We start from the raw sequence: 15244 nt of genomic DNA on the forward strand, positions 1-15244 counted from the left end.
TCGCAAATGATTCCCGCATTTTTCGTCTCCTGTGTTGACCTCTATCAAGAGGGACATGCCAATGGTTGCGGGGGTTATGTTATAATCAAAAAAACGTAATAAAGTACTTTGCCGATAAAGGAGGAGCTATGTCTTTAACAATTGGTAATGAATACGGCAACGTAACCATAGAAGAGGGTGTGGTGGAGCGCATTGCAGTGCAGGCTGCAATGGAGTGTTATGGAGTGGTCGGCCTTGCTGCACGCGGCCCGAAGGATGATATTTACCACCTGCTCCGTTTAGAAAACATGAGCCGCGGGGTGCGTGTCAGCAGTGATGCGCAGCAAGGAATTTCTATTCAGCTGCATGTGATTTTAGAAGCGGGTATTCGTCTTTCGATGGTGGCTGAAAATATTATCGACACGGTGCGTTACAACGTGGAGTCTAAAACACACCTTACCGTGCACTCTGTAGATGTTTTGGTGCAGGGATTGCGTGTTTAAGGGGGATGATGTGGAACGAGTTGATGCAAAAACTTTTCGGGACGGCTTACTGCAAGCCTGTCGTCTTCTTGATGAGCACAAAGAGGAAGTGAATGCGCTCAATGTTTTCCCCGTACCGGACGGCGATACCGGAACGAATATGAGCCTGACCATGAAATCGGCTGCGGATGCGGTGAGTAAAGCGCCCAAGAGCATCGAGGCAATGGCCAAAGCCCTCGGCAATGGTTCACTCATGGGTGCACGCGGTAATTCCGGCGTTATTCTGTCCCAGCTTTGCCGCGGATTGGCACAGTCGCTGAAAGGAAAAGAGGTCATTCTTCTTTCGGACATTGCCGATGCGTTGGAATCGGCGCGTGCAAAAGCCTACAAGGCGGTCATGCAACCTACAGAAGGTACAATTCTTACTATCGCGCGGGCAATGAGCGAATTTGCGTTGGAAAATCAGCATGAATACAGCGATATTGTCGCTTTTTTGAAAGACATTCTGCGCCATGCCAATCATGTGCTGCAACAGACACCGGAAATGCTTGTCGAGTTGAAAGAAGCCGGAGTGGTAGACGCCGGTGGTCAGGGGTTGGTTTATCTCCTTTGCGGATTTGTGGAATGCCTTTCGGGTGAAAATCTGCAAGCACTTTTGGAGCAGTCCAAAACACACTCTCCGCAGGTGGAAGCGAGCGTGCAGGGACGCGAGCATGCGTTAAAAACCGAGAAAGCCTTCTTTGTTTCTTTTACGATCGAGAACATCGAACGAGAGCGCATGATTCGTCATTTGGAACACTATGGTGTAGCGGAAAAGATAAACGAGACGAAGAACGGCTTCTTTGTCGAGGCCTATACCGACACTCCCGTTAAACTCATCGTGAGCCAGGATAAGCGAGGCGATCTAACGGAAATTCATGTGCTTTCCACACGAGAGCATACGCTTCGTCAAAGTGAAGAAAAGGAAACAACTGTCCTGCCGACAAAACCGGAACCGAAGAGTGAAGCATTATCGCGTTACGGCTTTGTATCGGTTTGCATGGGCGATGGGTTCTGCTCATTATTCCGCGACATGATGGTGAATGAAGTTGTTTCCGGCGGACAGACCATGAATCCTTCCACAAAAGACTTGCTGGATGCCGTTGAGCGGGTTCCGGCGGAAACCGTCTTTATTTTGCCGAACAATAAAAATATTATTTTGGCGGCTGAACAGGTACATGAGCTGACGGAAAAGAAGGTCGTAGTTATTCCGACACGAACCATGCCGGAAGGCGTAATGGCTCTCTTTAATTTTGACGATACCGCCGATGCACAGAGCAATGCCGAACAGATGACGCAAAGTCTTCAGGATATTACGACCGGACAGGTGACGTATGCCGTGCGCGATACCGAAGTCAACGGATTAACGATGAAAACGGGCGATCGCATCGGCCTTATTAACGGCGAAATTGTCTTAACCGATGATCAGGACGAAACATTGGTTGAGCGCCTTGTGGAAGCCTATCGAAAACCGGAGCACACGCTCATTACCGTTTATGTCGGACACGATGCGGATGCGGATAAAGCGCAGAAATTAAATGAAAAACTTGCATCGCGCTGGCCGGAATGTGAAGTGGAATTTATTCACGGCGATCAACCGGTCTATACGTATATTTTCTCTATGGAATGAGTAAACAGATTACAGCTATAAAAGGCGTTGGGCCAAAAAAAGCGGAATGTTTTGCCCGTTTGGACATTACTACCGTCGAAGACCTGTTGTTTGCGCTTCCCGTACGATACGAAGATCGACAGAACACCTGCCCGATATCCGCTCTGTCGGAGGATCGGAAGCAGGTTGTTCATGCTCGTCTTACGCGTCTTTATCGCCCCATTCGCCTCGGCGGTCGCCGCACGCTCGTTCGCGCAACAATTGCGGATGCTTCTGAAAGCGTGGATGTCGTGTGGCACAATCAACCTTATGTGGCAAGGAATCTTCGCGTCGGGGATTCCTTTTATTTTTACGGCACCTATAGGGAAAAAGATCATGTTCTGTTTGATCCCGTCATCGGAAAAGTGGAAAAGGAAGCGGAAAAAGAGGGCTTTCTCGGACTTTTCCCGCTGTATCCGTTAACAGAGGGACTGACGCAAAATGCACGGCGTAATGCGGTAAAACAGGGTTTTTCTTTGCTGTCGAATGTGGAGGATCCTTATCCGACAGCTTGGCGGGAAGCGGCCGGCTGGCGTCCATTATATGCCCTTCTGCAAGCGCTCCATTTTCCTTCGTCAATACAGGATTTACACGCGGCGCTTCAGGAGTGGCAACGTAGAGAGGCGCTGGAAACAACGCTGTTGCGCCATTATTGGACGCAATCTAAGTACAAGCGAAAAAGTGTGGTCATGCATCCCTGTACATTGGACAAATCGCTTTCCCGTCTTCCATTTATGCTCACCGCTGCGCAAAAAAATGCTGTGATGCGCTTACAGGATCGTCTATGTGCTCCCTCGCCGATGAATGTCCTTTTGCAGGGAGATGTCGGTTCCGGAAAGACCATCGTTGCGTTTCTGGCGGCGGTCTGTGCTCTGGAAAACGGCTATAGCGTAGCCTTTATGGCGCCGAGTGAAGTGTTGGCGCGCCAACATGCCGATAAAGCGCGTTCTTTTTTTACGCATCCCGTTTATCTTCTAACGGGTTCGACATCGGAAGAAGAGCGCAATCGCATAGCTCGTGCGGCGGAAGGGAAAGAACCGGGTATTTTTTTCGGCACACACGCGTTGTTTCAGGATCGCGTGCACTTTTCCCATCTCGGCTTAGTCATTACGGACGAACAGCATCGCTTTGGTGTGCGCCAGAGAGCACTTTTGCAGGAGAAATCGGAAGAACCGAATACCCTGGTGCTCAGTGCGACACCAATACCGCGTACGCTGGCTTTGGTTGAATGGGGAGATTTGGAGCTTTTGCGTCTGAATGAAAAACCGCCGGGTAGAGGGACAATAACCACCCGTGTTGTAGATCGACGATCAGAAAAAGCCTGTTATCACGCCATTGCCCGTCAAATAGCGAAAGGGCGACAGGCTTATCTTGTTTGCCCCGTCATTGACAGCGGGGAAGAGGATGGGCAATATTGGTCGATAGAACAAACGGAGAAACGTCTTCGTTCGGCGATGAAAGAGGAAGAGAACATGGTGGGCAGACCGATCATCATCGACACGCTCACGGGAAGACAACCGACGGACAAAAAGAATGAGGTTATGGATCGCTTTTATTGCGGAAAGAGCGATCTCCTTCTGGCGACGACCGTAATTGAAGTCGGTATTGATGTTGCCAATGCCAGTGTCATGATGATTGCCGAGGCGGAACGCTTCGGTTTAGCGCAACTTCATCAGTTGCGCGGTCGCGTGGGCAGAGGAAGTGAAAACGCCTATTGCATTTTGATGCTGCATTCACCAAGCATGACAAATCGGGAGCGCCTGCGAGTTCTGGAAGACACCACGGACGGCTGGGAAATCGCGCGTGCCGATTTGCGTTTGCGTGGAAGCGGCGATCGCCTGGGTACACGACAGCATGGCCTTTCCTTCTCCGAGGAGGAGCAGCAGGATTGGCAGGAAGCGTTGGATTGGAGTCGTCGGTGGCTTCAAGAACAGAAGATTCCCCTGGATACACCGGATACCTTGCCCACGTTGTTAAAAGAGCGTTTGTGGGAGCGGATGAACCGTATTCGGGAGGTTACGCTCAATTAGCGTTTCATTTGAAAAGAACACCCAATGGATTAATCTTTGTAAGCCTCTTGTAGGATAGCATGATGCTCTGACGGAGAGGAAACTGTGTAGTCGAACAGGATAGGAACATGATATGCCACATGTGATCACAGGAAAAAACAGAGGCATGAAATTGTTGTCTCCGGGAAAAGGCGATCGAACGCGACCGACCGAAGACAAAATTAAAGAAGCGGTGTTTAACGTCCTGCAGCCGCTGAAGGCTGATGCGGATGTATTGGATCTCTTTGCCGGAACCGGACAGATCGGGATCGAGTTTCTTTCTCGCGGCGCCGGATACGTTGTTTTCGGTGAGAAATCGCGCAGCATGGCGAAGATTTTGCGTGAAAACATTCGAAAAACGGGGCAAGAAGAGCAAAGCGTTGTCTTTGTACGGGATTATCGCGAGGTTATTGCGGGCTGGACAGGTGCCTTTGATTATGTTTATCTTGATCCGCCTTTCGGTTATGATATGGAGAAGGAAGCCATGGCGATGCTTCGTCGTCTGCATCGCGTGAAACCGAACGGACTGGTTATTCTGGAATCGGCTGCTCCCGCGAAAGGAGAGGAAGAGTCAGCAAGCACGTATTGCGGTTTTGAGCTGATTTTTGACCGCACATATGGACGCAAGCGCATTCGCGTCTTCAAGGAGGAATCATGAAGGTCATTTTTCCGGGCAGTTTTGATCCGGTTACCAAGGGACATTTGAACGTCATCTATCGCGCGGCCAATCTCTTTGATACGGTTGTCGTGGGTGTGCTGATCAATCAGGTGAAACCGGCGCTGTTCACCCCACAGGAAAAAATTGAAATGATTGAAGAACTGATGTATGATTACAGCAATGTAACCGTTAAATTGTTTTCCGGACTTTTAGTGGACTTTATCCGGGAAGAGAAGGCGAATGCTGTTATTCGCGGGATTCGCAACGCGGAGGATTTTCTTTACGAGCGGCAATTGTCCTTGCTGAATCACTCGTTATATCCGGAAATGGAAGAGATTTTCCTCTTTACGGACAAAAATTACTCTTACGTCAGTTCCAGTTTTGCGCGTGAGGTTGCCAGCTATGGCGGAGACGTTTCAGGCATGGTCACCGAAAATGTTGCGCGTAGACTGCGAGAAAAATTTCAGTAAGGCGTATTCGTCAGGAGGAAGCCATGGATATTTTGCAATTGATTGAAGAGCTCGAAGACGAGATGGATGATGCGTCGAGCATCCCTCTTTCGAAAAAAGTAGCCATTGATCCCGATACGGTTTTCGAGATCATTAAGGAGATTCGCGCCAGTCTGCCGGAAGAAATTCGTCAGGCAAAATGGGTGAATGAAGAGCGGGATCGCATTTTGCAGGAAGCCAATGATCAGGCACAGCAGCTCATTGATCAGGCGAAACAGCGCGCGGCCGAGTCGGATCAGGATACGCAAAAACGCTTTAATGAGCTTGTCAACGAACATCGTATTACGCAAGAGGCGACCAAACGCGGAGAAGCGATTATGGAACAGGCCAAGGTGCAGTCCCAGCAGATCCGTCAAAGTGTTTTTGCCTATGTGGACGAACTGTTGGCCAACACCCAGGACAATCTCAATTCCGTCATTACGGAGCTGGGGCATAATCGCGACGAATTGAAGTAAACCGGAGAAACAGGGGGACAAAGGACGGCGCGTGCCGTCCTTTTTTCTGTTTGAGGTTTCGGTTGAGGAGGAACAATGACGGCTACCTTATTTTCATTGCAGCAAGCTATGGGACAGCATGTGCTTGACGGCGCAAAACAAGACAGACCGATTCAGGCAATTGCTTACGATTCTAAAAAGGTAACGGCGGGAACACTCTTTTTTTGCAAAGGAAAGAATTTTAAAAAGGCGTATTTGGAAGAAGCATTGCAGCGCGGCGCAGTCGCCTATGTAGCGGAAGAGGATTTCCGCGTAAATGCCGATCGCATTCTGGTGGATAATATGCGTCATGTCCTTGATCCCTGTGCGCGTCTCTTCTACGGCAACCCGCAGGATTCCCTCCGTCTCTTCGCCATTACCGGAACAAAGGGAAAGACCTCTACAGCATGGTATCTGCGCACAATTTTGAATGCGTATTATGAAAAACGAAACCTTCCTCCTGTCGGCTTTCTGTCTTCCATCTCGATGTTTGACGGAAAAGAAGAAGAACCCAGCACGTTGACCACACCGGAGCCCTTTGAACTGTACGCCCTGTTGGCGCGCTGTGTAGCGAACGGTATTCAGGATGTGGTCATGGAGGTTTCTTCTCAGGCCTTAAAATATGAGCGCACAGCAGGCCTTCATTTTGCGCTTGCCGCGTTCCTCAACATCTCGCCGGATCACGTTTCCCCTATTGAGCATCCCAGTTTTGCCGATTATTTTCAATCCAAGCTTTCTTTGTTTTCGCAGGCGGATGAGGCGCTCATCAACCTGGAAAGCGATCATCTGGATGAAATTGAACGCGCAGCGTCTTCATGCCGAAAAATATACCATGTGGGAATTAAGAACCAAGACCATGCGGATATGACAGCAACGGCTCTTCCCGAAAATGAAGGAATTGCATTTACGCTCCATGCAAACGGGAAGAGCGTAATGCTTTCTCTTCCGGAGATCGGCCCGTATGCCATGCAGAATGCCTTAGTGGCGGCGGCCATGGCACAGGTAGCGGGCGTGGATCTGTCCGAAGTTCCGTCCGCCTTAGACGGAACACATGTGCCGGGCAGAATGGATGTCCTTCGCTCAGCAGATGGGCGCATTACGGTTATTGTTGACCTGGCGCATAACGGGGCCAGTTTTGAAGCGATTTTTTCTGCGGTGAAAAAGCAATATCCCAAGCATGAAGTGATCGCCGTTTTCGGGTCTGCCGGAGGAAAGGGGCTTAACCGCCGTCAAGACCTGGGGCGTATTGCCGACCGCTATGCCGATCGCATTCTGCTCACCATGGAGGATCCGAATTTTGAACCGTTGTCGGCTATTTATCACGATATACAGGAGGCGATTGTCCATACGCCGTTGGAAACGGTGGATGATCGCGGCCAAGCCATCGCAAGGGCGATGACCTATGCCAACGAGCACGTTCGGGAAGGTGGAAAATGTGTACTGCTTCTTCTCGGCAAGGGAAATGAACCCGAAATGCGTATCGAAGGTGTGGCGTATCCTTTTGAAGGTGACCTCTCGCTCGTTCGACCGCTTCTTAGCGCGTATGATAAAACGTCTGCAGAAGATCCAAATTTTCCAGCCCTTTAAGCCATTCATATAGGCGCTGGGCCTTCTGGTCAATCAAAAATAAGGAAGAAAACGTCCGCTCTTTCGATGCGGGCGTTTTTTGATAGACGGGAAGGGTTACCTTCCGAAGAAGAGACGCACCGATTTTATTGAACGCCAAGGGACGAACGTAGTCGATGGGAATGAGCGAAGCTTTTTCAATGTCTAACAAAGCCGTAAGAACCAGACGGCGATATCGCGCTATGGATTGCCTCTTGTTTGAGGCCAGAGAGAAAGCTTCTTCCATCGTTGAGGCTTCCTGCAGAGCCTTGATGAAACGACGATCCATGCCTTCTTCATAATGCGGAGAATGGGAGAGAGGAAGTTTATCCAGGACAAGCACCGCGCGACAAAGCGGTAGAAAAGGCTCCAGAGATTCACCGAGGGCACAATGAACGAGATCTTCCTTTTCTTCCAGGCCGGCAAAGCGGGGATCTTTTAGTAAAATCGTAAGCAGATGTTCGGGCGAGGCGTTGCTATTCATTTTCTCCATCGCCTCTTGCAGATCTTGGCGTAGGGTAGTGGCGGACGGAGATTTTTCCGCATCAAGCGTAGGTCGCGAAAGACGAAGTGTTTGCCAGGAAAGATGCAAATCGCGCATGGCTTTTTCATACTGGACCGCTAAAATCTGATTGGGAAGGGAAAGTCCGTCGGATGCCGTTTCCACCGCGCGGCGATATGCGAATCCATTTTTGAGAAGACGACGAATCTCCTGTTGAACTTCCGCGCTGTGCAAGGGACGAACGGAAGTGTTGGCCTGTTCTTCAACACCGAATGCAAGCGCGCTCACAGCGGGAATACAGGAAAGAGCTTCTACTCCGCCGCGTGCAAACAGATCCGCACTTTGCAACACATAAGCTTGCGGAATCTCGATCACGAGGTCCACGCCGTGGCGAAGAAGAAATTGTGCACGTGACCATTTATCCACAAATCCGGGCGTTCCTCGTTGCATGAATGCGCCCGACATCGCGGCGACAACCGTGCCATATTGTTTTTTTGCCTGCTGAATCAGTCGGACATGGCCGGCATGCAGCGGATTGGCTTCGCAAATGATGCCGCAGGCGTTGTGTGGGGAAGTGCGCACGCTTTATATCCTTTCCGGAAAATCGCCAGTTTCCTTTTTTGTAAATCTTTTAGGATGAACCTGTATCCTATTATACCGAAGCGAGACTTTTTCGCATTTCTTCTGACGAGTAGAAAAAGCGCGGCGAAAGGGTGTCCTGTCGCTTTGGCTCTTCAAGCTGGTAGCTTTGCAATTTGGGAAATTTACATTTGTAAATGATGTGAGACGAAAAACATGCTCCTTTGATGGCGAGATAATTACGGCTGTACAATAAGAAAATGCGGAAAGCAGCCGTAAATCCAGAGGCTGCATTACGGCTGTAAAACGAAAAAGAGCGGAAAGCCGCCGTAAAGTGGGCGGAATATTTACGGCGGCAAAACGCAAAAGTGTGAAAAGCCGCCGTAATCTGCCTGCGGCGCACCCATGTTCCATGAGCGTTAGCCATCTCAAGGTCTGCATAGGCAACCGATTTGACTTATTTAAATAGCGCTTCCTTTCATTGTTGGTGGACACTTTCATTGTACAGGAATTCTCTTTATGTTTTCTTTTCTTGGTCTCACATCAATTGTATCTCTACAGATTCAAAGGGTGTTTTTAAAAGCTAATCTTGTTGATTCTGATAATCTAGGATATAATAATAGAAAGGGCTGTCGACTTAATGTATTGAATGAAAGGAGACTCTTAGTATGAAAAAAACATATCAGGCACCAGAGGTAGAATTTAGACGTTGTACCATGGCAATTGTTTGCACAAAATCTGGAATGGGCATGTGTAAAAATACTTTTGTCGAGAAATAGCTATAAGAAGGCAGGGTTGATTTTTCAACCCTGCCTTCTCTGAAGGGGAAAAGTGGTTATGAAAGCGACAATTGATATTACTTCTCATTGCAATTTGCGGTGCAAGCATTGTTATAACAGTGATAAGTACTTTAATAGAACGATAAAGGAAATGGATCGAAAAACAGTTACAAGGCTCTTTTATCAATTAGCTGAACAAGGTTGTGACGAAATCAATTTTCTTGGCGGAGAACCTTTACTGAGAAGTGAGATTATAAATTTTTTGAGGCTAACCCATGTTTTAAAGATGCAGAATAGCCTGACTACTAATGGAACTCTCTTAGGAGAAAATAGATTTGAGCCAATTTTCAAAGAAAATCTTGTAGATAATTTGATTATCAGTTTAAATGGTCAAACAGTTAAAGAAGATGACAAAATACGAGGAAAAGGTGTATTTAATAAGGTTATGCGTAGTCTTGAACGCGTGAAAGAGTGGAGAGAAATCCATCACGCACAAATGACGATAAGTATTTCGTTTTGCCTATTTGAGCAAATAATCAAAAGCGGTGGGTGTGGGATTATAGATATCTGTAAAAGCAAAGGCATAGACGCTATTTCCTTTTTTCCTGTATTGGATGCAGGAGCAGCAACGAAAAATCAGATCTTTCGAAAGCACAACCCAAAAGTAACGCATGGTTTTCTTGACGATATTATTGGATATGCATCTAGAGTTTATCCTAAATTAATCTTTTCTATCGAAGAACGCCCATTAGTAGCCGACTATTTTAATATTAAATATCCGAACATATCTGTCTGCCCAGAAAGACAAACTGGTTGTGGGGTCATGAAAGAATATATCTATATTAAGGCTGATGGAACTATCCTACCCTGTGGTTTTGTAGATTTTGCTGACGGACTCAAGGAGCAGGGGAACGGCCTGTTCAACGAGGTGGACGCTCCGTCTGTTCAAAATAACATACGCATTAGTGACATCTATCAGAGTACACTTTATGTTGACTTTTTGGCATCGTTTGAAAAATTACGACAGAAACAACTAAATACTATTTGTAGAGGTTGTCGATATGAATTGGATTGCCTACCATGTCCCTATCAAAATAAAAATGGTGAAGTACTTGAAGATTGTGTTTCAATTATTCCACAGTATCAACAAATCATTGAAATTTCTAAGGCTTGGACTTTGAGGCAAGTTTTTCATAATGAAATAGTAGACCGCTTATTCTCTGTGGAAAAAGCACCTTCTATTTTGAGTAGTTTTAGTGTCGCTTCTGATTTTACTGATTACAAGGATTTTCTTTATCGCGTGATTTCTTTTGAAAAAAAAGGACTGCTGAAGATCGAAAGGATTAATCATGAAAAAACTAAAGCTGAAGTTTGCTGTTAATGATCAGAATCCTCAAAATATAATAATTTACGATATGGAATCAGATACAGAGATGCTTTTAAACGAACAGGCTTCTCTCATACTTCTAAACGGAGAGAAACCTATTGATGAAATTGTAGATTTGTTTCATAAAGAATACTATATTCGCTCCGATTCTATGCTGATAAGTGATATTCAAAATATGCAGGCTTTTTTTGAGGAGACGCTTTATGAATAAGAGAGTGCTTTATTTAGATCTCTCAACTCAGTGTAATCTTAGATGTTGTCATTGTTATAATAGTCGCTATTTCTCGAATCAGGAAGATGCATTTTCGTTTGAAACTTTTTGCAAGCAGATATCTGGTTATGAGTTTAATAGATTTCATTTGTTGGGGGGCGAACCTCTCATGTCCTTACATCTATTTGAGGTATTAAATTATGCGTTAAAAAAAGCGATTTTGGTATCTATCAATACCAATGGTGTTTACCTAGATGAAGGAATGATTGATAAACTGCGCATGTATCCAAATCTCGATCAAATTACCGTGAGTGTAGATGGGGGGAATGAAGAGGACAATGATGCTATACGTGGGAGAGGGACGTTTGCGAAGGTGGTGTCTAACCTTCGGAAGTTTAAGACCAAAGCTACGAATATTGAGCTTAATCTTGCCTGCGTAATGACACAAAAAAATTTATGTCATATTGAACTTCTGCCCTTTCTTGTAGAAGACTGTGATTGTCTTTTGATTTCCTCGTTGTTTTATAAAGGGAATGCGGAGAAGAACTTCATTCGGAAGGATATGGATGGTAATTTTCTATTTGAAAAATTGAAGATTCTTGTTCAAAACGCCAATATGGTCGGGAAAGCGATTCAACTAGACTTGCCCCCGATTGGTTTATGGTGGTTACAATTTTTATTGGGTGAAAATCTATCAGATGTAGTAATACCAAAATGGGATTGTAGTGAGAGTAAATTATACTACTCCGCTACTAATAAACTGTATTTATGCAGCCCTAGTTCTTTTTTTATGGACAAGTATCAAATAAGAAACGCCGTATTTCCACATGTGAATAGAAAGCTTTGCACAAGGGATTGTATTTTCAATGATCGTTGTATACTCTGTGAAATTAACTGTAACATGGAACAATTCCATATTTGCAATTTCGTGTTGCATCAAGCTGAACAGTGTTTTTCAGTTCTTCTTAAGTGTTTGGTAAAGAAGTCTAATGATTATGCATTTTTCAGTCACCAAGGTTTTAGCTATTTTGTGAACCATGGTACAGGAGCGAGGTATCGTCTTTGCTCTGATCATAATGTGAATAATTATAATCCATTGGAGACTTATCAACAATGTTCGGCTCGAGAGAAATTGCAGTATAAGCTGATCATGGCTGGATTATATGCAAGTGGTCAATTCTATCTTTGTGAAAAGTATTCAAAGTGATCTTTAGTTTATTCTTTGGCATCTTATTATCGGGAGGAAGGATTATGAAAACTATACTAAAAACAATGGGCGCAAAGCGATTTTTGTTTTTATTGATTTTTATTCTTGCTTACAGTTTTTCAGCTTTTATTCCCGTCTTTTTTATTCAAAAGCTGATAGACTCCATAGATTCTGTCGCAACGAATGATGCGATATTCCACATTATCATCTATGGAACCCTATATATGTTGATGCAGCTGCTGAATCAGCTTTTTTACGCACTTTATAACTATATTTGTGATAAGTATCAGAACCAGTATGCTGAGAAAACGAGGCAACAGATTTTCTGTGCTATTCTGGAAGCGGATGAGATTAGCTATAAAAAAGAAGATTTTGGGCAGTTGTCCAGTAAAATTATTGAGGACACACATTTTATATCTGAAAACTATTATTCTACCACTGTAATGGGAGTTGTCTCGATTATCAACTTCTTCATTGGTTTTTGGTTCATGTCTACGATCAGCCTCTATTTATCGCTTATTATAATTCCTTTGGGGCTTGTATCATCCTTTTGTTCCAACCGAATGGTAAAAATGACGGAGAAGAATCTTGATATGCAAAGGGAGATTACAGAGCAGAGTTGGAAACTATTCGGGGAAGGTATTCGAGGTATCAAGCACATCAAACTCTTTGATAGGAATGGGAGCTACTTTCAAAAGATAAAATCTATCTCAAATCGCCTTTGCTTAGTGAACATCAAACAGAGCAAGATTGAGAACTTCGGTAATTTTGTCGTTGGTACGCTTTATATGGTTACGATAGGAATTATTATGTTAGTGTCTGCGATTTTTGTTCTCTATGGTTATATTACGTTTGGTGGGTTATTAGCACTGGTAATGTATAATCACATGTTGGTCGATCCGCTGTTACAATTGATAGAAACGCAACAGATGATGGTCAAATTAAACATATCTAATCAACGCATCCAAAAGATATTGAACTTAAAAGGATATGAACGAAACAGAGAGAGTACGAGCATTTGTGCAATTCGGGCAGAACACATCACCTTTGGTTACGAAGGAAAATGGATCCTATCGGATTTCAACTATGAATTTATTCGTGGAAAAACGTATTGCATTGTTGGCGAAACGGGAAGCGGAAAGAGTACATTGGTTAATCTTCTTGCTGGTTACTTGTCACCGCAGATAGGGAGTATCATCTATGTTTCACCAAACAAACGGGAAGTAAGAGGTTGTATTCCCACTCGTGTTTCTTTTTTGGCGCAGGATGGCTTCCTGTTCAACGCAACGATTGACGAAAATATTCGTTTTGCAAATCCAAAGATGGCAGAGACCCAACTTGCGCATCTGAAGGAAATTTGTAGCCTAACCGAGGTGTGCAACCGAATTCAGGACACTATTGGCGATAATGGTAATAAGCTATCTGGTGGCGAGAGAAAACGGCTTCTCTTGGCAATCTGTCTTGCAAAAGAGGACAGTGATGTTCTGATTTTTGACGAGCTTTCTAGCTCTTTAGATCATCAAACTTATCAAAAGATACTGAGGGCAATTGAGCCATTATTTATGGATAAGATTGTTATTTTTATTGAACACTATCGGATTGAAAAAGATGCTTACGATGCTCTTATTGAGCTGTGATTTGTTGCATCTTTTCTTCCTGTTCTATAATCCGTTGTACATCTACAAAAAAAGGAATCTGCCCCAAAACGTGTACATTTGTAAATGATGTGAGACTAAAAACAGGAGAGAGAATTTCTTGTATGCTACCCTATTGCTGGCGGGTTAACCCGCCAGCAATAGGGCGCGTTTTTCCATGGGCGTTAACCACCCCAAGGTCTGCATAGGAAGCCGATTCGATTTATCTAAATAGCGCTTCATCTGTACCGGCAAATCCTCGTAGCTGTAGAAAGACAAGCGCGAATAGAAGCGTTCGTTGTCATTACGATGACTCCGTTCTACTTTACCATTGTGTCTCGGCGTCCTTGGGTGAATGAGCTGGTGCGTAATCCCTTTTTTTGGCAAAACAGGTCAAATGGATGCGTTCGGCGTGTTTTCTGGAAGTGAGTAAATTCAAAGCCATTATCTGTCTGTATGATTTTTGGTTGATAGCCAAAATGTTTGATGGCCATTTTGATAAATTCCACACTGGAGTAGGAAGATTGCTCGCGGAAGGCGTAGATAAATCGCTCCCTACTGGCTTCGTCAATGACCGTGTACTGATAGAACTTGTCAGGCATTCTCCCTACATAGCAGGCTTTGGGAACATATTTCACGTCGAGTTGCCATTTTATGCCCAGATTTTTTGGTGTATCGTAAGGCTTTGGCACGTAGGCCTTCTTCTTTGCCGGTTTTTCCTTGTAGAAGCCTTGCTTTCAAAGAAAACGAAAAAGGGAGCAGGGATGACGTTGATAGCCGTGTTGAAATTTGAGTTTCGCGTACAGTTCAATGAGGGAGATGGTTGGATTTCGCCGAATGAGATTTTTTATCCACGTCTTTTCCTGTGGTGTATGGGCACTCGGATGCTGCGTTTTTGGACGATGCGAGCGGTCTCTTAGGGAATCGATCGTTCCGTCAAAACGACGATTCCAGCGCATGAGGGAGGCCTTTGAGATCTTGTAGCGGCGAACAACAAATCTCACTGACCATCCCAAGCGATACGTGTTAACGGCATGAAATCTTGTTTCCAAAGTATGTGGCAGATACCGCTGCGTTTTTGCTATACTGGTTGACATAGAGAGAATCCTTTCTTTGTTTGGTGGACACTTTCATTGTACAGGACTTCTCTCTATGTTTTTTTCTTTTTGGTCTCACATCAATTGTATCTCTACAATCATGCTGGTATCGCTTGGGGAAAAATCTTGACAAGCCTCTGTTGCGCGTTTATAATTCATGTGTTCATCTAATCTAATTTAGGAAGAAGGAGGTGTTTTCATGGCCGTACCAAAGAGAAAGACGTCAAAGCAAAGAAGAGACAAAAGAAGAGCTTCTTCCTATCGTTTAACGACTTATGCGACGGTAAAGTGCCCGAATTGCGGCGAAGCAAAATTACCGCATCACATTTGTCCGCACTGCGGATACTATGACGGAAAAGAAGTGATTCAAATCGGTGAATAACCGAAGGTGCGGGAGATGTTCCGCA

The 15244-nt window shown here is 45.1% G+C and carries 13 protein-coding genes and 1 pseudogene; 12 read left to right on the top strand and 2 right to left on the bottom strand.

The features are described from left to right. Positions 1–128 precede the first annotated feature (128 nt). The 7 genes from BN3910_RS01920 (at position 129) to BN3910_RS01950 (ending at position 7423) form a co-directional block, all read left to right on the top strand. Entirely contained in the window at positions 129–482 is a 354-nt protein-coding gene (locus BN3910_RS01920; RefSeq protein WP_066923810.1) for an Asp23/Gls24 family envelope stress response protein, read from the top strand. 10 nt (positions 483–492) lie between these two features. After that, a complete protein-coding gene (locus tag BN3910_RS01925; protein ID WP_066923812.1) occupies positions 493–2130 on the top strand; it encodes a DAK2 domain-containing protein in 1638 nt (545 codons plus the stop codon). Next, positions 2127–4178 carry a DEAD/DEAH box helicase gene (locus BN3910_RS01930; RefSeq protein ID WP_066923814.1) on the top strand — a complete coding sequence of 684 codons (2052 nt, stop codon included), beginning with the start codon at positions 2127–2129 and terminating at the stop codon, positions 4176–4178. Before BN3910_RS01925 ends, BN3910_RS01930 begins: the two co-directional genes overlap by 4 nt. A 112-nt stretch (positions 4179–4290) precedes the next feature. Continuing rightward, a complete protein-coding gene (gene rsmD, locus BN3910_RS01935; RefSeq protein ID WP_066923816.1) occupies positions 4291–4854 on the top strand; it encodes a 16S rRNA (guanine(966)-N(2))-methyltransferase RsmD in 564 nt (187 codons plus the stop codon). Further along, positions 4851–5324, top strand: coding sequence for a pantetheine-phosphate adenylyltransferase (gene coaD, locus BN3910_RS01940; protein WP_075967971.1), 474 nt, complete (start codon positions 4851–4853; stop codon positions 5322–5324). Before rsmD ends, coaD begins: the two co-directional genes overlap by 4 nt. Positions 5325–5347: 23 nt before the next feature. Next, on the top strand, positions 5348–5818 hold the full coding sequence (locus BN3910_RS01945) for a hypothetical protein (RefSeq protein ID WP_066923820.1): 471 nt from the start codon (positions 5348–5350) through the stop codon (positions 5816–5818). Positions 5819–5893: 75 nt separating this feature from the next. Beyond that, positions 5894–7423 (top strand): Mur ligase family protein, encoded by a 1530-nt coding sequence (locus tag BN3910_RS01950; RefSeq protein WP_066923822.1) that lies wholly within the window; start codon positions 5894–5896, stop codon positions 7421–7423. Here the strand turns inward: BN3910_RS01950 and BN3910_RS01955 are convergent. After that, positions 7371–8525, bottom strand: a complete 1155-nt coding sequence (locus tag BN3910_RS01955) for a nucleotidyltransferase family protein (RefSeq protein WP_066923824.1) — start codon at positions 8523–8525, stop codon at positions 7371–7373. The two genes, BN3910_RS01950 and BN3910_RS01955, sit on opposite strands and share 53 nt — an antisense overlap. Before the next feature lie 834 nt (positions 8526–9359). Between BN3910_RS01955 and BN3910_RS01965 the strand changes: the two genes are divergently transcribed. The 4 genes from BN3910_RS01965 to BN3910_RS01980 are packed head-to-tail and all read left to right on the top strand — an operon-like array spanning position 9360 to position 13743. Beyond that, the gene (locus BN3910_RS01965; RefSeq protein ID WP_066923827.1) at positions 9360–10682 is read left to right on the top strand and encodes a radical SAM protein; all 1323 of its coding nucleotides are present in this window, start codon (positions 9360–9362) and stop codon (positions 10680–10682) included. After that, positions 10651–10899, top strand: coding sequence for a hypothetical protein (locus BN3910_RS01970; protein ID WP_066923829.1), 249 nt, complete (start codon positions 10651–10653; stop codon positions 10897–10899). Before BN3910_RS01965 ends, BN3910_RS01970 begins: the two co-directional genes overlap by 32 nt. After that, on the top strand, positions 10892–12106 hold the full coding sequence (locus BN3910_RS01975; RefSeq protein WP_066923831.1) for a radical SAM protein: 1215 nt from the start codon (positions 10892–10894) through the stop codon (positions 12104–12106). Before BN3910_RS01970 ends, BN3910_RS01975 begins: the two co-directional genes overlap by 8 nt. A 44-nt stretch (positions 12107–12150) precedes the next feature. Then, complete coding sequence (locus BN3910_RS01980) at positions 12151–13743, top strand: ABC transporter transmembrane domain-containing protein (protein WP_066923833.1); 1593 nt, start codon at positions 12151–12153, stop codon at positions 13741–13743. Positions 13744–13887: 144 nt separating this feature from the next. On the opposite strand, the pseudogene BN3910_RS07725 reads toward BN3910_RS01980, so the two are convergent. After that, a pseudogene (locus tag BN3910_RS07725) lies at positions 13888–14837 on the bottom strand (DDE-type integrase/transposase/recombinase). 199 nt (positions 14838–15036) lie between these two features. Between BN3910_RS07725 and rpmF the strand changes: the two are divergent. Next, positions 15037–15219, top strand: a complete 183-nt coding sequence (gene rpmF / locus BN3910_RS01995) for a 50S ribosomal protein L32 (RefSeq protein WP_066923837.1) — start codon at positions 15037–15039, stop codon at positions 15217–15219. Positions 15220–15244 lie beyond the last annotated feature (25 nt).

This window comes from Murdochiella massiliensis, from assembly GCF_900059565.1.
In the GTDB taxonomy this organism is placed as follows: domain Bacteria; phylum Bacillota; class Clostridia; order Tissierellales; family Peptoniphilaceae; genus Murdochiella; species Murdochiella massiliensis.